The sequence below is a fragment of the Sphingobacterium sp. InxBP1 genome, assembly GCF_026191775.1.
In the GTDB taxonomy this organism is placed as follows: Bacteria; Bacteroidota; Bacteroidia; order Sphingobacteriales; family Sphingobacteriaceae; genus Sphingobacterium; species Sphingobacterium thalpophilum.
Window position 1 is genome coordinate 523673 of record NZ_JAINDX010000046.1, and the last position, 20088, is coordinate 543760.

17 protein-coding genes are annotated in these 20088 nt (G+C 45.1%); 11 read left to right on the plus strand and 6 right to left on the minus strand.

The window, feature by feature from the left end:
• Window positions 1–59 precede the first annotated feature (59 nt).
• From K7A41_RS14500 to nagA, 3 genes are all read right to left on the minus strand, one after another.
• Window positions 60–614, minus strand: coding sequence for an acyl-CoA thioesterase (locus K7A41_RS14500; RefSeq protein WP_265714252.1), 555 nt, complete (start codon window positions 612–614; stop codon window positions 60–62).
• Window positions 615–710: 96 nt separating this feature from the next.
• Window positions 711–2333, minus strand: coding sequence for a glycoside hydrolase family 10 protein (locus K7A41_RS14505; protein ID WP_265714253.1), 1623 nt, complete (start codon window positions 2331–2333; stop codon window positions 711–713).
• A 138-nt stretch (window positions 2334–2471) separates the two neighbouring features.
• Entirely contained in the window at window positions 2472–3602 is a 1131-nt protein-coding gene (nagA, locus tag K7A41_RS14510; protein WP_265714254.1) for an N-acetylglucosamine-6-phosphate deacetylase, read from the minus strand.
• Between the two features lie 183 nt (window positions 3603–3785).
• Between nagA and K7A41_RS23635 the strand changes: the two genes are divergently transcribed.
• The 10 genes from K7A41_RS23635 to lipB all read left to right on the plus strand — a co-directional run bounded on the left by K7A41_RS23635 (window position 3786) and on the right by lipB (window position 16619).
• Window positions 3786–3917, plus strand: coding sequence for a DUF6728 family protein (locus K7A41_RS23635; protein ID WP_322784027.1), 132 nt, complete (start codon window positions 3786–3788; stop codon window positions 3915–3917).
• An 11-nt stretch (window positions 3918–3928) separates the two neighbouring features.
• A complete protein-coding gene (locus K7A41_RS14515; RefSeq protein ID WP_028071785.1) occupies window positions 3929–4315 on the plus strand; it encodes a RidA family protein in 387 nt (128 codons plus the stop codon).
• Window positions 4316–4318: 3 nt separating this feature from the next.
• Complete coding sequence (locus tag K7A41_RS14520) at window positions 4319–5239, plus strand: EamA family transporter (protein WP_265714255.1); 921 nt, start codon at window positions 4319–4321, stop codon at window positions 5237–5239.
• A gap of 540 nt (window positions 5240–5779) precedes the next feature.
• Complete coding sequence (locus tag K7A41_RS14525) at window positions 5780–8839, plus strand: SusC/RagA family TonB-linked outer membrane protein (protein ID WP_265714256.1); 3060 nt, start codon at window positions 5780–5782, stop codon at window positions 8837–8839.
• A 79-nt stretch (window positions 8840–8918) separates the two neighbouring features.
• Window positions 8919–10598, plus strand: a complete 1680-nt coding sequence (locus tag K7A41_RS14530; RefSeq protein ID WP_265714257.1) for a RagB/SusD family nutrient uptake outer membrane protein — start codon at window positions 8919–8921, stop codon at window positions 10596–10598.
• A 280-nt stretch (window positions 10599–10878) separates the two neighbouring features.
• Window positions 10879–11307 (plus strand): hypothetical protein, encoded by a 429-nt coding sequence (locus K7A41_RS14535; RefSeq protein ID WP_265714258.1) that lies wholly within the window; start codon window positions 10879–10881, stop codon window positions 11305–11307.
• A 28-nt stretch (window positions 11308–11335) separates the two neighbouring features.
• Window positions 11336–12040: a hypothetical protein gene (locus K7A41_RS14540; protein ID WP_265714259.1), complete on the plus strand. Its 705-nt coding sequence runs from the start codon at window positions 11336–11338 to the stop codon at window positions 12038–12040.
• A 35-nt stretch (window positions 12041–12075) separates the two neighbouring features.
• Window positions 12076–14181, plus strand: coding sequence for an ATP-dependent DNA helicase RecG (gene recG, locus K7A41_RS14545; RefSeq protein WP_265714260.1), 2106 nt, complete (start codon window positions 12076–12078; stop codon window positions 14179–14181).
• 492 nt (window positions 14182–14673) lie between these two features.
• Complete coding sequence (hflX, locus tag K7A41_RS14550) at window positions 14674–15864, plus strand: GTPase HflX (RefSeq protein WP_028071775.1); 1191 nt, start codon at window positions 14674–14676, stop codon at window positions 15862–15864.
• Window positions 15865–15923: 59 nt separating this feature from the next.
• Window positions 15924–16619, plus strand: a complete 696-nt coding sequence (gene lipB, locus K7A41_RS14555) for a lipoyl(octanoyl) transferase LipB (protein ID WP_265714261.1) — start codon at window positions 15924–15926, stop codon at window positions 16617–16619.
• A gap of 208 nt (window positions 16620–16827) precedes the next feature.
• Here the strand turns inward: lipB and K7A41_RS14560 are convergent, their stop codons facing one another.
• The 3 genes from K7A41_RS14560 to K7A41_RS14570 all read right to left on the minus strand — a co-directional run bounded on the left by K7A41_RS14560 (window position 16828) and on the right by K7A41_RS14570 (window position 19146).
• Entirely contained in the window at window positions 16828–18054 is a 1227-nt protein-coding gene (locus K7A41_RS14560) for a hypothetical protein (protein WP_265714262.1), read from the minus strand.
• A gap of 265 nt (window positions 18055–18319) precedes the next feature.
• Window positions 18320–18712, minus strand: coding sequence for a hypothetical protein (locus K7A41_RS14565; protein WP_265714263.1), 393 nt, complete (start codon window positions 18710–18712; stop codon window positions 18320–18322).
• A gap of 20 nt (window positions 18713–18732) precedes the next feature.
• A complete protein-coding gene (locus tag K7A41_RS14570; RefSeq protein WP_265714264.1) occupies window positions 18733–19146 on the minus strand; it encodes a hypothetical protein in 414 nt (137 codons plus the stop codon).
• A 108-nt stretch (window positions 19147–19254) separates the two neighbouring features.
• Here K7A41_RS14570 and K7A41_RS14575 point away from each other — a divergent pair, with 108 nt between their 5' ends.
• The gene (locus tag K7A41_RS14575; protein ID WP_265714265.1) at window positions 19255–20049 is read left to right on the plus strand and encodes a hypothetical protein; all 795 of its coding nucleotides are present in this window, start codon (window positions 19255–19257) and stop codon (window positions 20047–20049) included.
• Window positions 20050–20088 lie beyond the last annotated feature (39 nt).

Genomic DNA, 20088 nt, shown 5'->3' on the forward strand with positions numbered 1-20088 from the left:
TCAAAAACACTTATCACATAACATAAAATACGCACAACACAGCAAAATAAATAAGGTAACTACGAGGTAAGATTAATTTTTACATCATAATGCTTCCTGAGATACGCCTGCTGCTCGGCAGAGTCCGTCTCCAGATCATGAATAGCACGATCCCTTTCTTTATCAACTTCCATTTTGACGACGCAGCGATAAAATCGGAACACATCTTTTTCCGTCTCTAAAATCAGCCGCGGCACGCGCACCGGCTTACCGGATCCGTCTTTGGCCACCATTGTAAAATAAGACGAATTGCAATGTTTGGTCTCCCCAGTCTGAATATTCATAGCCTCCACACGGATACCGACCTCCATCGAGGAGTTTCCGACGTAATTCACCGAAGCGATCAACGTCACCAGTTCACCCACTTCGATAGGTTTCAAAAAATCGACTTTTCCAACAGAAGCTGTCACGCAATAATGAGCTGAAAATTTGGATGCTACCGCAAAAGCAATCTGATCCATCAACGATAAGATGTATCCTCCATGGATCTTTCCGCCAAAGTTGGCATTGGATGGCAGCATCAGCTGGGATATGCGAATTACTGATTCGCTAACGGTTTTATAGATCTCTTCCATATCCCTAAATTTACTTTGGACAGCTGGGATTTCAAAGGAAAATAAAAAAGGGATATCCACTAGAGCAGATACCCCTTTTGATAGTACAAAAAAAATCTATTTGATCTTCTCAGCGGCGTAAGGGCTTTCATTACTCAGCCGATCGACCGCTTTGACCGCAACATATTCCAGTTTTTTATTATTTAAAGATGTCGGCACATCCTTCGAGGTTATGCCCGGCTCCAGAATTTCGTATTGCCATTCACCGCCATAGTTCAGGTACAACACCCATTTTGCTACCTGATCAACCTGCTGATGCTGCCATTTCAGGAAGATATTATTGCCCTGCGGTGTCAGCAGCAAGTTAGGTTTCAACATGGGGTTCGCACTTAACCAGGGTGTGGCAGGAACCAGCGCCTTAAACTGATACGGACCATCCACGAGGGCACGGGTCATCGCCGGGTTTTTCGTTAATCCTGCGAGGCTCCAGTGGATCACTCCTTCCCTGCTGTCCGGCAAAATATTACGTGCCGCCGCCACTTGGTTAACGATCTCCTGCACATATTCCGGTCCGCGCCTGCCTACAGTATTGATACCTGGCCACAAATGCCGTCCCATCGTATTTTCACTCTCCCACCACTTCAATAAAGCGGTATAACTTTGCTTGGCCGGTTGAATAGGCCAATAAAGCTGCGGTGCAAAATAGTCAATCCAGCCCTTATTCAACCATAGCTTGGCATCGGCATACAGCATGTCATACTGACTTGATCCCTGTATACCGGCAGGATAGCCCGGTTTCCAGATACCGAAAGGGCTGATACCAAATTTCACGAAGTTTTTTTCTGTTTTAATTTCCTTATAAATACGTTCGATAAACGTGTTGACACTATTTCTCCGGAAATCGCCACGGGACAATGTCCCTCCGTTGCGTTTATATTCGCCATAGCTATCCGCGTCTGGAAAATCCTGTCCGCCGTTGTACTCCGCATAGGGGTAAAAGTAGTCATCAAAATGCACACCGTCGATATCATAACGTTTGACAATATCCATGACCACACGGGCCGCATGATCTTGCGTGGATTGCCTGGAGGGATCAAACCAATAATATCCTTGTCTTAATTTAACGACAGATTCTGGCATCTTACGTGCCATAGAAGCCGACGTCACAGGCCCGCCGGCCGTGTGGTGTGCGCGGTATGGATTTAACCACACATGGAGTTCGATGCCTCTTTTATGTGCCTCTTCCACCCAAAACTCCAGCGGGTCGTAGTATGGTGACGGTGCCTGTCCTTCTGTTCCTGTTAAAAAATAAGACCAGGGCTCAAGATCGCTCTTATAGAAGGCATCTGCCGACGGACGCACCTGAAAGATCACCGCATTAAAATTATTGTCCTTCAAAAAGTCCAGAATACCGATCGCCTCCTGCTTTTGCTCCGCTGTGCTCAGGTTGTTTTTGCTTGGCCAGTTGATATTGGCAACAGAGGCAACCCATGCGGCACGAAATTCCCGTGGTACGGGAGGAAGCTCCACCACAACATCCTTCTTCTTTTGTACAGGCGCCTGTTCTTTTGTCCCTATAGTATTTTTAACCCGCTCTCTTTTCGGAACTGAAGGTGGATCTTTTTTCACAATCTCAACATTGGTACTGGTATTGACAGGCTCTTGCTTTTTATTTTTCTTGGACGAACAAGAAGATATAAGAAAGACTGCTGTAGCTAAAAATAATAGGGAACGTTTCATCAATTTATTAGAAATAGTATTTTTTATCGAATAACCACCAAAACTAAGGTAAATTTCAATAGAAAAGAAATTTAGCTGGTTCTCATCTCCTGAATAGATAATATAACACGGAGAACACCTGTTATCTAATGACTATGATTATCGTCCTTGGTTTAAAACGGCATGACCACGCAATTGCCCTTTAAAAAAAACATGCTTTAACTGAAAATCATCGGTAAAGACAATAACGTTGCCCATACTGTCCGGATTGAGAGTACCGATATCTTCTCTGCCCAGAAGGGCTGCTGGATACTGTGTGGCCATACGGATAGCCTCCTGTAAAGAAATACCGACTTGCTGCACACAATTTTTGATCCCCTCGAAAAGTGAAATTGCTGCTCCCGAAATTGTGCCATCAGGCAGGGAGTAGTAACCATCCTGCAGCACGTGCTGATAAATCCCCTTGTTGCAGGCCGCTACAGCATCCGTGATCATAAACAGGCGGTCCCCCATCTGCTTTTTAGCAATTCTTACGGCTTCAAAACTCACGTGATGCCCATCCACAATAATACTCGCCCGAGCAGTCCGGTGGTTAAAAATAGCCCCTACCATACCTACTTCACGATGATGTAGCGGTGACATGGCGTTAAACAGATGTGTGCTTGTCGGTATCCCCAGATCAAAGCCTCGTGTTCCTTCCTCAAAAGTCGCGTTGCTATGTCCGGCACTGAGCAACACCTGGTATTTTTGCAGGTGCTGCAGCACGTCCTCATCCATGCATTCGGGTGCAATGGTCATCATTTTAACAACCTTATTATCCGCCAATAGAGCGTCAATACGTTGCTTCGATGGGCTCAGAATCAATTCCTCTGGATGTGCGCCTCTTTTCTTGGGGTTTAAAAAAGGGCCTTCCAGATGTAGCCCAAGGAACGCATCATGGTGGAATCCTTCAGCGACTTGGATGGCCTCCCGAAACACCTCCATGGTATTTGTCGCCAGCGTCATCATGTAAGAAGTAGTACCTTTGTCAATCAGGCCTTCCGAAATACGCTGCAATGCGTCAAGGCTCAGTTCTGCAGAATACAAATCCATACCGTCACCATACAACTGCAGGTCGACCAGCCCGGCACATATGTTGTAACCGTCAACGGCAAAAGGCTGATACTCATCAGGAAGATCATTGTCCGCAACAATACCAACAACTCTACCCTGCTGCAGGAGTAACGCTCTCTTTTCCAAAACTGCGTCGGCGGTATAAATCTTACCGCCTGTAAGTGCTATTTTATTCATGGTCATATTATTTATGCACGCCGGGCTGTGTCTTCAGCCGGACCATCTACTGTTCGGCAGCCTATACGGACTGACATCGGCAGCCACACGTTAGTTAACTAAAGTTAGGACTTGTAGCGCAGCGATCCCAAAGTTTTTAATTTTTAATTTTCACATCTTAAATTACTGTCGTAACTTAGTTCCATGTACTTTTTTAGAAAGCACAACGCCGATCGTCCCATGAATGGCAGTATAAAAGCCATGCACATTATTAATGCAACGGCAATTATTATCTTTTTATTGGGACTGATCTATAAACTATTTTTTTCATCCTAAACAAACAGCTCATGTCAAAAAAAGAGATCTTAAATACAGATAAGGCACCTGCAGCGATAGGCCCATATAACCAGGCTATCAAAGCGGGCAATACACTTTATGTTTCGGGGCAGATTCCGTTGGTTCCGGAAACCATGGAACTGATTTCCACCGGCGTAAAAGATGAAGCCCACCAGGTACTCAAAAACGTGGAAGCTATTTTGAGTAACGCGGGATATAGCTTTCAGGATGTTGTCAAAGCTTCTATTTTTTTAAGCGACATGGATAATTTTGCCCTTGTGAATGAAGTGTATGCAGAGTATTTTAAGGAAGCACAACCCGCACGTGAATGTGTTGCCGTCAAGACACTGCCGAAAAATGTCAACGTCGAAATTTCGGTCATCGCCTGGAAAGATTAATCCGTGAGCAATAATAACGAAACTGTAGGCCGCGGAAAATATCTTCTCGCGGCTTTTTTGGCTCCCTTCATCTGGGGATTCATGTCCATTTCAGTACGCTGGATCAGGGACTACCCGGCAGAAGACATTCTTTACTTCCGAATAGTCACCGCCCTGGCTGTGCTCTGGCTTTATCTGCTCCTGTTCCGAAGAAAATTAGTCCAGTCAGACTTGAAGAAATTCAGGAATCTTCCGGGTCCAGCTAAACGGCGGCAGGCCGGGCTTACCATTCTGGCTTCTCTGCTGATCTTCGGCAACTGGTTTACCTATATCTATGCCGTCAACCATGTCAGTATTCAGGCTGCAGCACTAGCCTACCTGACCTGTCCTTTGATAACTGCTGCAGCCGCCTATTTTATACTGAAAGAAAAACTGGGTATCTTACAGAAAGTGGCATTGCTGATCGCTCTGGGCAGTGTATGTCTGCTGGCGAATGGCTCCTTAAATGATGTCCTCTGGGCTGCCACCATCGCCACCTGTTACGCTTTTTACCTCATCGTGCAACGGGTATCCACTGGTTTTGACAAACTCACTCAGCTGGCCGTCCAGCTCAGTATATGTGCGCTATTTGTTGTCCCCAAGCTACTCTATAATCACCACGATCTGCCAAGAGAACCAATATTCTGGAGTACAATACTGCTCATTGCGGTTTTGTTTACCATTATCCCCCTGTTTCTAAGCATGTACGCTTTGATCGGCATTTCATCGACGACCACCGGTGTACTGCTATACATCAATCCGCTGATCGCCTTCACTCTGGCAGCCACTTACTTTCAGGAGTCGGTGTCCCCCATTAAATATGTGGCTTACAGCATTATATTGATCGCGATCATCCTGTTCAATAGTCGTAATCTACGAACTATGAAAAACAAACAGCCAGCTTAGCCGTAATCCATAAAATGGCAGGCCAGACCTGAACCGGCCCATTCCACTGAGCAGTGTCACATCAGCCGAAATCTCCCCGCGTTAGCGGAATTGACGAAGCTGGGTGCTTCATTTCACCGCTAAAAGACATCTTTTTCAAAAAGTTACAAAACCACAAAATACTATTAGATAGCCGGTTACCAACAATTAACCTTATTTTGTATCAACTTTGTTTCCTAAAATTTTTGATTGTTGGCCAACAATAGTAATTTAGTATTCAAATACAGCTTTTCACACAGCTATTACTTCCTGTCCTTAAGATATTGAACAGCATAACATTTGAGATGCGCATCGTCATTGTCCGATATCGATTTTCCTAACCAACATGCTAAATGGAATTAGCCATCTATGTAGAAGTATCTACTGGGATGAAACCGCGACGTAAATGTAATTGCCCCTCAAGCAATTGCTGTTGATGTAGTGCGCTCATCAGCCGATAAAACGGGAAAAATAATTGGGTGAAAACGTGTATGTAAAACGCTAAAATAACACATATACTCAATGAATAACAAATTATACACTACACTAAGGATGCTGAGCATAGTTCCGACAATGCTCTTTTCCGCATCTTTACTACACGCGCAAAGCAACCAGATAAAAGGGACGGTTGTGGACGCAAAAACCAAAACACCTATAGCTGGTGCAACCATAAAAGTACTGGGTACGTCAACAGCAAGCTCTACAGATGCAAAAGGCACCTTCCAGATTAATGTGGATGATAAAAATCGCGTCCTGAACATCAGTACCATAGGTTACGAAAACAAGACTGTCACACTTGCTCCCGGGGAAACCACTATCACGGTGGCTTTAGACGAGCAGACTCAGCAGCTCGAGAGCGTCGTAGTCACGGCACTTGGCATCAGCCGGGCACAAAAATCCCTAACGTATTCTACTCAGCAGGTCAACGGTGATGAACTGAACAAGGTAAAGAGCACCAACCTCGCCAACAACCTCAACGGTAAGGTCGCTGGTGTCAACATAGCTTCCAGCTCCTCCGGCCCGGGAGGATCAGCAAAAGTAATATTACGTGGTAATAAATCTGCCTCCGGCAACAATCAGGTGCTCTATGTTGTTGATGGTGTTCCGATCAACAACCAAACCTTAGCTGGACAACCGGACAATGTTTTCGGAGGACAGCGCGATGGTGGCGACCCAATTGCCATGATCAACCCTGAAGATGTCGAAAATATCTCCGTACTTAAAGGAGCTTCTGCAGCGGCCTTATATGGTAGCCAGGCTGCCAACGGCGTTATTTTGATCACGACCAAATCCGGAAAACAAGGTCGTACAACCATAAACTTCTCATCCAGCGCACAGATAGAGCAAGCCGTATCTCTCCCGGAATTCCAGAGTCAATACGGCCAAGGATCGAACGGTAAAAACAGCAATACCAGCGTATTTAGCTGGGGCGACAAAACAAACGGAACCAACTATGATAACGTAGGCGAGTTTTTCCGCACCGGAAGCAATTTTACAAACTCGTTGACATTATCTGGCGGCAACGAAAAAAACCAGACTTATTTTTCATATGCCAATACGCTCGCCAAAGGTATATTGCCCGAAAATGATCTTACACGTCACAACTTCAATATCAAGGAAAGTGCTACATTTCTGGATGATAAGCTAACCGTTGAAGGAAGTGCGAATTACATTACACAAAAATTGGACAACGCCCCTACATCGGGTTTCTATTATAATCCTTTAGTTGGCTTATATCTATTGCCAAGAAGCTTGAACATTGCAGATTATAAAAATTACGAAAAGTTCAATGCAAGCCGCAATCTGAATGAGCAGAATTGGTTTACGCTCTCCGACGACGAAACGACGCAGCAAAACCCCTGGTGGATTACAAACCGGAATTCGACACGCTCAACAAGAAACAGATTGCTCTTAAATGGAAGTGCAAAATATAAGATCGCGCCATGGATTAGCATCCAAGCTCGCGGTAGTGTAGACCGCACAAGCGAAGTCTGGGACAGGAAAGCCTATGCCGGCACACAAAAGATTCTTGCCCGTGAAAATGGAGCTTACAACTATACGAATACAACGATCACACAACAATATGGTGATTTGGTCGCCAATATGAACTTCCATGTCAATGATAAATTCCAGATTACCGGATTAGTGGGAACCAGTATCACGGACTGGAAAACTGAAGGCACGGATTTCAATACCGGAAAAAATGGATTGAAAATACCTAATCAGTTCTTTATCCAGAATACAACTACACCAGTGACGTCGACTTTATTGGCCAACCGCAGACAGCTGCAATCTGTATTTGCTTCAGCCAATCTTGCGTACGACAACTGGATCTATCTGGACCTGACTGCTAGAAATGACTGGTCAAGCACGCTTGCTTATACAGATTCGAAATCGTTTTTCTATCCGTCTGCCGGATTGGGGGTTGTGCTTAACGACAAGCTAAATTTACCTGAATTTGTAAACATGGCAAAAATACGTGGTTCATATGCCATTGTGGGTAATGACTTGCCACCATATACCAGTCTACTGACAAACTCCATCGATCCTTATGGGGTATTGACAGTCAATGATATCGCATTTCTGAAAACATTGAAACCCGAAAAAACTAAATCTTTCGAGATCGGAACAGAATGGCGTATGTGGAACAACCGTCTGAATGTGGATTTGACATACTACAAAACCAACACGACAAATCAGTTTTTCAAAATTGCGGCCAGTCACGCGTCACTTAATGAACTCTATGCGATTAACGCCGGAAATATTCAAAATCAGGGTGTGGAAGCATTAGTGTCGTTGGACGCAATAAAGAATGATAACTTTACATGGACCACTAGCCTCAATTTTACCTACAATAAAAATAAAATTGTCGAACTCGCTGATGGGATATCCGAATTTACTCTAACAGGCGAGGGACGCAATAACTTTGCATCCAAACTAGAAGTCGGCGGTTCGTTTGGGGATATCTATGGTCAGGATTTTGTACGTGACGATCAAGGTCGTATACTGATTTCTGAAGACGGAATCCCGCAAAAAAACAACCAGTATACCAAACTCGGCAACGCTAACCCAAGATGGCAGATGGGCTGGAACAATAGCTTTAACTATAAGAATTTCAACTTGAGCTTCCTGATCGATGGGAAGTTTGACTATGAAGTGATGTCCGTGACCCAGTCCTTGCTCGATGGGTATGGTGTGTCAAAAGCCAGTGGCGATGCCCGCGCAAATGGTGGAGTAGCGATCAATGGCGTAACACCAAGTGGTAAAGCTGTCTCCATGGTTGATGCAGAAAAGTGGTATACGTCAACCGCGGGCATGGGGCCGGTAAGTAGTCAATATATTTATGATGGAACTGTCGTGAGATTACGTGAGCTGACTTTTGGTTATGACTTCAATATTAAAGATAGTTTCTTCAAAAAACTTCGTGTCAACGCCGTTGGAAGAAACTTATTCTACATCTCCAAAAAAGCACCGTTTGACCCAGAAGTAACTATGTCAACAGGAAACGGCCTAAGTGGCGTGGATATCTTTATGATGCCTGCTACCCGTAACTATGGGCTTACACTAAATGCAACATTTTAAATATCAACACTGAAACCGAGATTTAAGTAACATGATACTATACAATCTCCGTTCCATCAGGCAATTAAAAAATAATTAAATGAAATTCACGATTAAAAATATATCCAGATTCTCGCTTGCTGCTCTCCTTATCGCGGGCTCAATGAGCAGTTGTACCAAGAATTTCGAAGATTACAACAAAAGTAACACGGGACTTACTGACGAGGATCTCAAAGGAGATGGTCAGGACCTTGTTGCTTTCTTCAGAAATGCACAGATGTCGATCTATAATTTCTCCGGCGCTGGTGACCCAAATTCCTATCAAGTCCAACAAAACCTGAATGCAGACGTTTTCTCTGGGTTCTTTATGTCTCCAACACCGTTTAACAGCGGTCAAAATAACCTGAACTACGCTATGGTGAACGGCTGGAACGGTGAGGCTTTCAAAGTGCTCTACCTTGACGTCATCAAAGCAATTGACAAGCTACAAAAAAATGGCCTCGCAGAGACATATCCAGCATTATGGGGTTCGGCGTTAGTCATCAAAGTGGAAGCGGCAAGCCGTGTCACGGATATCTACGGTCCTATTCCTTACAGCAAGGTGGGCACTTCGAATACCATTCCGTACGACAAACAATCCGACGTATATGCGGCTTTCTTTAAAGAACTCGATCAAGCAGTAACTGCATTGAAATCGTATACAGCGGGTAGCCCTATGGCAGCTAAAATCGATGAGATTGACCTGGTGTTTCCTAACACGGATAACCAGGTGCGCTTCAAAAATTGGTTAAAAATTGCCAATTCATTACGTTTACGGCTGGCGATGCGCTTAGTTAAAGTCGATGCGCAATTAGCAAAAACACAAGCGGAAAAAGCATTAGACCCTGCAAATGGCGGCGTTATCCAAAGCAACGCAGAAAACTTCAAGATTACCGTGCCGACAGACGGCACCTATAGCAATCCACTTTGGTTTATTTCCAAAAATTGGGCTGATACCCGTATCAATGCTACGCTTACGTCTTATATGGTGGGCTTGAAAGATCCACGTATTTCGAAATACATGTCCCCAATCACACCAGCTGCTACAGATGTAGAGCTTGCCCCGCACAAAGGTGAGTATATCGGTATCCGCGCTGGAGCAGAGGGCATCGAAAAGGATAAATATCAAAAATTTTCTGCTTTAAATACCGAAGGCACTACACCTACTTTCACAGCGACAACTGCTCCGGTACTGATGACTGCTGCAGAAGTTTACTTTCTACGTGCCGAAGCTGCGTTAAGAGGCTGGGCAAATGCTGGCGGCTCTGCACAGTCGCTATACGAACAAGGAATTGAAACATCTTTTGCGCAATGGGGAGTTACCTCAGGTCTGAGCGCTTACCTAAATGACAATACCAGCAAAGCTGCAGCCTATAAAGACCCATTCAACGCAGAAAACAATGCTGTGTCACCAAGTGCATTGACCATCAAATGGAATGACGCTGCGACTAACGAAGAAAAATTGGAACGTATCATTACCCAGAAATGGTTGGCAATCTTCCCGGAAGGACAAGAAGCTTGGAGTGAATTCCGCCGTACCGGTTATCCGCGCTTATTCCCTGTCGTGGTCAACAACAGCGGGGGACTGATCGACACACAAATACAGATCCGTCGATTACCGTTCCCACAGAACGAATACAACACAAACAGGGCTGAAGTGCAAAACGCAATCTCCTTGTTGGGCGGACCAGACAATGGTGGTACCCGACTTTGGTGGGACGTAGCCAAAGGAAATTTCTAGCAATAGAATTTACCCCACATCAGAAACGGCTTAATCTTAACGATTGAGCCGTTTTTTTTATTGCAAGAGCAGCCTTTTCCGGAAGGCCAATGACCAATCGGGCTCCTGTCCGGCCTCTATTCCTATAGGCGAGAAATTTCCAACAGATATCCAATAGATAACTGTAGCACATCCATCATGGAGTCCGTTTAAAGAACAGCTGAGTTTATAAACCGAATGCTTTCAAAGTGGCTCGTCCTGCTTTGAATCAAAACCATTGACCGAATAGAATGTACAGAAGATGAAAAGTTTATCCCTATTAGCGCTGACGACATTACTCGCATGTTCCATGTTATTTGTGGTCTGTAAATCTGAATCTCATCTCGATAATCCTTACCAAGGAAAAACAGAAAAGGAGCTCGGAATCCTTTCTGATGAAAAATATCACCAGATCGTATCATTCGCAAGCCCCGTAACCTGTACAAATGCAGACGATTGGAGATTGATCGAGATCCAATCGACATGTGGATCCAGTCATCTTGCCTATCATCGCTCCGTAGACAAAACCACTTTGCGTAATAAGGTCAACGACTACAACAGACTGATGGAAGTATATCGGCCATTGATCGCACCGAGAATTAACTGCGCGGCATATCAGAAGCCTCTGGGTGTACGATGTAACAATGGAAAGGCTATCGTAGGATATGAACAAACATCCCCTGGATATTAATATACACCAGATTTAATAAAACTAAAGTATGAAAAGAATCAGATTCAATTATTATCTCCTTATTGGAGTCATCTTGTTCCTTGCCTGTTCGAAAGACAGTTCCAGATCAAATGAATATTGGTCACAGCGGGTTAACGAAAAAATACAGGAAATCCATACCGTACTCGAGTCCGTACCTTGTACGAATATCAACGAATTCGAAATTATAAAGCAATCAGACTACTATATAGTCCATCATTCTGTAAAGCCTCAATTTGAAAAACTTCAGCAAGATTTGGACTACCTCCACCGAAAACAAAACGAAGCCGCCGAACGCGAAGGGATAATGTTAATTGAACATGGCTATTCTCCCCCTATCAACCCGCCCGTTGGAAAAGTATGTCAGAATGGTAAAGCTGTGCTCCGGTATGCGCGCGACCTTACCCTAGAAGAAATTGATATTGAGATCCCCAGATTATACAAAGAACTAGAGGAGTTTTATAAGGACGTTCCTTGTACAAATCCAAACGACTGGACTAGCCATTTCCTACGAAAAGGCTGCTGCTTTGAAGGAATTGCGGTGCACAAATCCATCCGTTCAAACGAGATGGTGGAAAAAATAGAACTATACAATCGTCTTGTAGAAAGGAAACTGCACCTTGAAAAAACAGTATGTCAAGGTGATTGCTTCAGTATGGCCAAGCCAGTCCAATGCAAGAATGGAAAACCCATTGTAGAACTATCTAACCCCTAAAAATTATTTTTTCGTATTTTAGCCATTTGAGAAGAATGGCTGAATTAAGTTTAATTACCCCGATAGAATACCTCAAAGGTGTAGGTCCCCAAAAGGCGGATGTGCTCAAAAAAGAGTTGCAGGTATTTACCATTGGTGACTTGCTGACACAGTATCCCTTTCGTTATATCGACCGCACCGAATTCCATAAGATCCGGAAACTGCATCCCGATATGATGGCTGCGCAGGTACTGGGCCGCCTGGTGTCCTTACAATTGGTCGGTGAAAAAAGAACGAAACGGCTCGTCGGCTCCTTCAGGGACGAAACAGGTTCCATGGAACTGGTCTGGTTTCAGTCAATCCCCTGGCTCCAGAAATCGCTCAAGGTAGGTTCAGCGTACGTCATCTATGGTAAGCCCAGTGAATTCAATGGCCAGATTTCCATTACCCATCCCGAAATGGACCTGTACAATCCGCAGGCCAAACAAGTGGGCAATATGAGCCTGCAGCCGGTCTATTCGTCTACGGAGAAACTTAAAAAGTTCAACCTGGACACTAAGGGGATTCAGCGCCTCCAGCAAACCGCCCTCGAAACCGTCTATCGAAGTATTACAGAGACATTGCCCGAAGAGGTGCTAAAGGAACATCAGCTGGTTTCCAGACAGCAGGCCTTGGCTTCCATCCATTTTCCTAAATCCCAAAAAGAACTTAACCAGGCAATTAAGAGGATAAAATTTGAGGAACTGTTTTTCATACAGCTCAAACTGCTCAACAACAAGCAGCTGAACACTCAAAAATTCCGAGGCCAGCGCTTCAGTCAGGTTGGAGAGAAATTCAATATCTTTTTCAATGAGCGGCTTCCATTTCCGCTGACAGGTGCCCAAAAACGTGTCATCAAGGAAATCCGGATCGACACCAACACCGGTGCCCAGATGAACCGGCTCGTACAGGGGGATGTAGGCTCCGGAAAAACAGTTGTGGCGCTCATGAGTATGCTGCTAGCCGTCGACAATGGCTTTCAGGCCTGCATGATGGCTCCCACAGAAATTTTGGCCACCCAGCATTATCATGGACTCAAAGAGCTTGCCGGAGATGATCTCGTCAACATCAAGCTGCTCACCGGCTCCACAAGCACCAAGGAACGCCGGCTGATCCACCAGGCACTGGAAGATGGAACTTTGGATATATTGATCGGCACACATGCCCTGATTGAAGACAAGGTGAAATTCAAAAATCTGGGCTTCGTCGTCATCGACGAGCAGCATCGATTCGGCGTGGAACAACGGGCCAAGCTGTGGCGCAAAAACGTCATCCCACCCCATATGCTGGTGATGACTGCAACCCCCATTCCTCGTACACTGGCCATGACCATGTACGGCGACCTGGATATCTCGGTGATTGATGAGCTGCCGGCAGGACGTAAGCCCATCAAAACAGTTCATTTTTTTGAAAGCTCACGCCTGAGGATGTTCGGATTTATGCGTGAGGAAATTGCCAAAGGCCGCCAGGTATATGTAGTATATCCCCTGATCAAAGAAAGCGAAAAACTGGATCTCATTTATCTGGAGGCTGGCCTGGAGAACCTGCAGCGCGAATTTCCGCTGCCACAGTATAAGATCAGCATCGTTCACGGCAAAATGCCGGTGAAGGACAAAGAGTTTGAGATGCAGCGTTTTGTCCGGCACGAAACGCAGATCATGGTTGCCACAACCGTTATTGAGGTCGGTGTCAACGTACCCAATGCCTCCGTCATGGTGATCGAAAATTCCGAGCGATTTGGTCTCTCCCAGCTGCATCAGCTAAGGGGCCGTGTAGGCCGGGGAGCCGAACAGTCTTTCTGTATTCTTATGTCCGGCAACAAGCTTAGCAAAGAGGGACGTCTGCGGCTCGACACCATGGTGCGCACCAACGATGGCTTTGAAATCGCCGAAGTAGATCTACAGCTACGCGGCCCCGGCGATATTTCAGGTACGCAGCAGTCGGGTGTACTCGACCTTAAAATGGCAAACCTGGCCACCGACCAGGCCTTGCTGACCGCGTGCCGGAATACGGTCATTGCGATCTTTAAGGAAGATCCTATGCTGCAAAGCCCAAAAAACCAGCTCCTCCGCAGCTTCCTGGCCCGCAAATCGGATGGCATAGCCTGGGATAAGATCTCCTGATCTGATACCGCACCTCGCCGCTCAAAGCCAAAGCAGCCACGGCCGAAACGCAACAGGGGGGCATAGCGCACGCTTCAGATGCTTCTTCACACAAACCTGTGGCAGAACAACCACCCCCAACACAGGGACAGGCTCCCAATAGACAAAAGTCTACATGACGTCTGTCGTTTTTCAGGAAAGTAGACTTGAATAGGCATCGGCTGACCTTGGCTATACACTTGCATATAAAATGAAATTTATTTATTTTTGCATCATTATGAACATGATATAGAAAATCTCCCCTTCTTTTACTAGGCAAAAGATGGCGACAGACCGCTTACTTATATCGAGTTGCCCTGTAAGCAAATCACAGATGATTTATTGGTTTTTTCTTAAATTCACCTTTTCAAAACAAAACGTAAAAAGTGGACGTACCCTAGTAACAGGCCCTGTGCTATAAATAGATGGCCTTGCTGTCTGTCGGCGTCCCGTTAACTATTTTAATATAACAAAATGGCCAGATTTAAAATACACGATACAGCAATAAAACCCGAAACAGCCGTCCTGGTGAGTGTGATCACTCCAAATGTGACGGAAACGAAAGCAAAAGAATACCTCGAGGAACTTGAGTTTCTTGTGAAGACTGCCGGCGGTGAGACCAGAGGCACGTTTATGCAAAAACTGGGTTTCCCCGATCGCGCGACCTTCGTCGGAAGTGGCAAACTGGAGGAGATCAAAGCCTTTGTCGAAGCCGAAGAAATCGACATCGTGGTCTTTGACGATGAGTTATCACCATCCCAGCTCCGCAACATTGAGAAAGAACTCAAGCGTAAAATCCTCGACCGGTCCAATCTGATCCTCGATATCTTTGCGCGGCACGCAAAAACGGCCCAAGCCAAGACCCAGGTCGAGCTGGCACAGCTGCAATACTTATTACCACGTCTGACCCGTATGTGGACCCACTTGGAGCGTCAGCGCGGGGGTATTGGTATGCGCGGTCCGGGTGAATCCCAGATCGAAACGGACAGACGGATTATCCTGGACAAGATCTCCCTCTTCAAGGAGAGACTCAAAGCCATCGATAAACAGAACGAGACTCAACGCAAAAACCGCGGCGAGATGATCCGCGTAGCATTGGTAGGATACACCAACGTCGGTAAGTCAACGATCATGAACATGATTTCCAAATCTGATGTGCTGATCGAGAACAAGCTCTTTGCCACATTGGATACCACCGTCCGCAAGGTTGTCATAGACAATCTTCCGTTTCTGCTGTCAGATACCGTTGGTTTTATCCGTAAATTGCCGCACCACCTCGTGGAATGCTTCAAATCCACATTGGATGAAGTACGCGAGGCGGATGTACTGATCCATGTCGTGGACATCTCACACCCCAACTTCGAAGATCATATCCAAGCGGTAAATGAGACATTGAAAGACCTCAAAGCACTGGACAAACCGGTGATTACGGTGTTCAACAAGATCGACTTGTACAAACCGGCGATCGAGGAAGGACAGGATGGCGAAGAAATTGAGGTGACATTGGACGATTTCCGCAATTCCTGGATGGCGAAAAACGCCGATCCGGCTGTCTTCCTCTCTGCAACGAACAAAACCAACATCGAGGAATTCAGGAAAACATTGTACGATATCGTTGTCAAAATGCACAATGCACGATACCCGTATAATAATTTGTTATACTAATCAGACAACACACAAGGGAGCGGATTTGATAGCTGCTCCCGCTTTAAAAAGAATAAACAATGAATAAATCGGTGCAGTTTCAGGACTGGGGCCTGGTAGACTATCAGGAAGCCTGGGACAGACAGGAATCCATTTTTAAAAGCGTTTTGGATATCAAGCATGACAACAGGGTCAACGAAACAAAAAATCCAACCCCCAATTACCTGATTTTCACCGCTCATCCCCATGTTTACACACTCGGAAAAAGCGGACATGAGGAATATCTGCTGCTGGATGAAAAGGGATTGGAGGAGAAAGACGCTAAGTTCTATAAGATCAATCGCGGCGGCGATATCACTTACCATGGACCGGGCCAGATCGTGGGCTATCCGATATTGGATCTGGACAACTTTTTCACGGATATTCACCTCTATCTGCGGACATTGGAGGAAGCCATTATCTTAACTTGCGCTGATTATGGTATTGAAGCAGGACGTTACCCCGGATATACCGGTGTTTGGATAGAACCGGACAAAGCAACGGCGCGCAAGATCTGCGCAATGGGGGTACGTGCGTCGCGCTGGGTGACCATGCATGGCTTTGCATTCAACGTCAATACCGACCTGGAATACTTTGGCAATATTATCCCTTGTGGCATCGACGACAAGGACGTCACATCACTCAAACGCGAACTCGGTACCGAAGTGGATATGGAAGACGTCAAACAAAAACTCAAAGGACATATTGCCCGCCTTTTTGAAATGGAAGTCATCTAAAACCATTCCGCTTGCCACAAGCGTCAATAGCTGGCAAAACCGATTGGGGGTACTTCCCAACCGATGCCGACCATAGCAATTCAGGGATCAATAACCGAGCACAGCGAGATCATTGATCCCTTCTTCTTTTTCCACTGGGCGCTAAACACACACACCAGAAGCTAGTGTTGCTGTTTGATATGTAGCGCTTCCGGAAAAAGCCCCGGCTTTAGCAATAATACATGCATTCATAGCTGAATAACCTGCCATCCTTGAATGTAAGGATAAACTGCCCAGCATCGCCGTTCTGAATGCGGTAAATATGCGGATCCGACGTCCAGTCCCCGTAATATAGCAGATCGCCAAAGCGTTGTACAAAATCTCGCTCGCTGGAGTTGGCGTCGAGCCGCTCGCCAGCCAATACGAGCATTTCCCCATCCCGAAAATATGTTTTGTATACCGATCCCACGATCTTTCCCTGATAGTTTTCCTCAAATGCGACAATCATATTTGGCGTCTTGTAAAAATATTTCGGTTCCCAGCCACATTCCGGCGTACCTGGAATATCCTCAACACGTTGCAGATCCATGGCTTTCATCTGTTCATCTGTTATTTTACCGTCATACAATGCCGTACCTTTCCAGATGAAATGCATCTGCAGTTGCTGGACTCGTTTTCCATAAACCTCGTATTCCGGCCTTTGCGCGATTTTATCTGCCAGCAATAATTCGAAGTCAATATCCACCTTGGGATTATCCACCCCCGCATTGGCATAGGACTCTTTCCAATAGAAAAGCGCCTGCTTTAACGGGCCGTCCCCATCGCCCCATGCGATTTCGCGTAGTCGCCCTACCTGAATCAGTTCCTTTTCCTGATCCTTGCCTTTTACTGCCAGATAATCCTTCAGTACTTCCTCATACGTCAAATGCGGACCTAAATATTTCGCCTGAACATATTCCGGCTGTTCGTGAAAATGATCGCCGACATACACCCATCCGTCTTTATACAAAGGCATATAATCGATACAGACCATCTCGTTCACCCTAGCCCGGCGAACAGCTGTACTACCTGTATTCGGCGCTTTCCGTACACGCAATTCGGAGACCTGTACATAGAAATGCGGACATTGGTAACCCTCCGCCCCGCGATAGAAATATTGTGACGGTTCGCCCATTGATTTCTTCCCGTCCATGAAGTTTTTCAGGGGCTGACGGTCGATAAAACCGACGTCGCCGTTGCTGACCTGCACCTTATACTGCGTTTGGGTGGAGTCGAGCGGGTACACGGGTGCTTCCGTGGCAAATACACCCAAAGGTTCATTCTTGTTTCCAGCCTCAGCATAAAGGTATCCCCAGCGGGACACATACATAGGCCGCTCTCCAGCAGGCTGCGCTACGCTGGCCTGTATAGAACAAATGAAGATGACAGCGATTACAGATAATACTTTTCTCCACATAAATTTATTTCTTTTTGTATAAATAGCTGACAGCCGGACTAATCCAGGGACATGGCAACACGTGTTTATAATTATCGAAATTAACACAAAAAAAAGCCAATGAAATCACAGGAATCAGCTATTTTGATGGCATCATAAGTAACTTCTTTGGCAAAGAATTATCCATAGTCACTTTACTGATCCAAGGGCGAAGAAGACTTAAAAGAATAAAAAACCAAAACGGCGAGCTCCAAAAATGTATGGGGCGGCATCAATAACACCCTCACTACCTTTTATTTAATAGACCTATCTGTGCTTCGAGCGCGTCAATCGTTTTTTCCTGCGCCCTAACCGTCTGTTCGAGTGCAGATACCAGCTGTTTATAGACGAGTAGACTTCCGGCACCAGCCGCCGCCGCAGGTTCAACAGCAGGTTCGGCCCCAACTTCAAGGTCATTTCCCCTACTGCCCCGCCACATGCTACCTTCCCCCAGCAGCAGCCACGCGGGACTAACATCCGGGTGTTGAGTCAATATGGCAATCATAGCGTCTGAACTAAGGGCAGTATTCTTCTGTCCGCCCTTAAAATTGGCGTAAGAGAGGCCTACCTCCCCAAAGAACTCTGTTTTACTGATTCCTTTGGCTTCGGCAATCCGCAGTACACGTTGCTTAACATTCACAGTTTATTCCTTCTAAATACTCACTTGCTTCTCAGCGATTCAATCTCTCGTTCCAGCGAAGATAACAATCTCTCCAAAGACATAATTGTCTTCTCCTGCGATTTAATAGTCATACTTTGAGAAGCAACCAATTGCTTTAAAGCACTAATTTCCCCAGTAACAATCCGTTGATCCTCAGATGCCACATACCCTTCTTCACCTTCCTGAGCCAAAATAGGCTTAAGCATTTCACCCTCGCCTCTCAATAACCATTCAGAAGAATAGTTGGGATATTTTTCAGCAAGATTTACTAACCACTTGGCCTGAACATCGGTATTGTTTGCTAATGCCCGCGTAAAAACACCTTTACTGGCCCCAATAGAAGCTTCCAAAGCAGAAACGCTGATTCCCTCTTTTTCTGAAATAACTTTAATTCTCTTCAATATAGAACTCATTATCCGAAAATTTTAATAAATAAACTTGTTTCGATTAAAAATAGTTCTTAAATTAGCTCTGCAGAAGATAATTATAAACCAATTATTTAATCAAACAATATTACTAACATGAAAAATACACAAAAGAAACTAAAAGCGAAATCTTTTCGCTATTTAACCAAGGATATAGTCAAAAATCCGATGCTCTACATCGAGGACTTCTATCGCCATGAAACCAATATCTTCTATTGGATGAACAATATCCAGCTTTTCGTAAATGCGGCAGCTGTCCCCGAAATGGCTGACCGCAACTTTGCTGAAAACGGATATCACTGTAAACAGATGATCAAACAAATTGAAGTTGCCTATGTCATTTTTCACCAATGCCAACTTCCATTACAGGATACGCCATTCAATTTTTTTGCCACAAAAGAAGATTATCACAACTACCTATTTAGAATGGAATATACTATCCATGGACAGCCAGCCCCTGCAGATACCATCAGTAAGTTTTTTTCCTACCAATCTCTCCAAAAATGGTACGACATCATGGATGATATCATGCACTATTTAACGGTACCCGATTCCGGTAACTACGAATACTTTGGCGATCAAATAATTGCAATACGCGAATTGCTGATACGGCTCGCATTTGCCCTGCACTATATATATGAAGATGAGGGAATCTTCTTGCATGTTCCTCCCTATGTAAAGGCTATAAATGATGAACCGCATCAGTCCACCAAAAAGAAAAACAAACTACAGCAATTCATGGAGGACAGTATTTATAAAGAGTACGCCACAAAAGAAGCGCAAAAAGACAACAATGAGACCGATGAAAACCAAAGCTTGGAGACATCGGAAGTGCCTGAAAGCGAAGCCAGCGATTTAGAAAGCTTAAATCCACATACAATGAATTCATGAATATGGCCGAGAATAAACGATATGTGAATATTTTAATAA

Excerpts from the sequence above, each read along its gene's own strand:
- K7A41_RS14500 (WP_265714252.1), bottom strand. The coding sequence starts at position 614 with ATGGAAGAGATCTATAAAACCGTTAGCGAATCAGTAATTCGCATATCC.
- K7A41_RS14505 (WP_265714253.1), bottom strand. The coding sequence starts at position 2,333 with ATGAAACGTTCCCTATTATTTTTAGCTACAGCAGTCTTTCTTATATCT.
- nagA (WP_265714254.1), bottom strand. The coding sequence starts at position 3,602 with ATGAATAAAATAGCACTTACAGGCGGTAAGATTTATACCGCCGACGCA.
- K7A41_RS23635 (WP_322784027.1), top strand. The coding sequence starts at position 3,786 with ATGTACTTTTTTAGAAAGCACAACGCCGATCGTCCCATGAATGGCAGT.
- K7A41_RS14515 (WP_028071785.1), top strand. The coding sequence starts at position 3,929 with ATGTCAAAAAAAGAGATCTTAAATACAGATAAGGCACCTGCAGCGATA.
- K7A41_RS14525 (WP_265714256.1), top strand. The coding sequence starts at position 5,780 with ATGAATAACAAATTATACACTACACTAAGGATGCTGAGCATAGTTCCG.
- K7A41_RS14530 (WP_265714257.1), top strand. The coding sequence starts at position 8,919 with ATGAAATTCACGATTAAAAATATATCCAGATTCTCGCTTGCTGCTCTC.
- K7A41_RS14535 (WP_265714258.1), top strand. The coding sequence starts at position 10,879 with ATGAAAAGTTTATCCCTATTAGCGCTGACGACATTACTCGCATGTTCC.
- K7A41_RS14540 (WP_265714259.1), top strand. The coding sequence starts at position 11,336 with ATGAAAAGAATCAGATTCAATTATTATCTCCTTATTGGAGTCATCTTG.
- recG (WP_265714260.1), top strand. The coding sequence starts at position 12,076 with ATGGCTGAATTAAGTTTAATTACCCCGATAGAATACCTCAAAGGTGTA.
- hflX (WP_028071775.1), top strand. The coding sequence starts at position 14,674 with ATGGCCAGATTTAAAATACACGATACAGCAATAAAACCCGAAACAGCC.
- lipB (WP_265714261.1), top strand. The coding sequence starts at position 15,924 with ATGAATAAATCGGTGCAGTTTCAGGACTGGGGCCTGGTAGACTATCAG.
- K7A41_RS14560 (WP_265714262.1), bottom strand. The coding sequence starts at position 18,054 with ATGTGGAGAAAAGTATTATCTGTAATCGCTGTCATCTTCATTTGTTCT.
- K7A41_RS14570 (WP_265714264.1), bottom strand. The coding sequence starts at position 19,146 with ATGAGTTCTATATTGAAGAGAATTAAAGTTATTTCAGAAAAAGAGGGA.
- K7A41_RS14575 (WP_265714265.1), top strand. The coding sequence starts at position 19,255 with ATGAAAAATACACAAAAGAAACTAAAAGCGAAATCTTTTCGCTATTTA.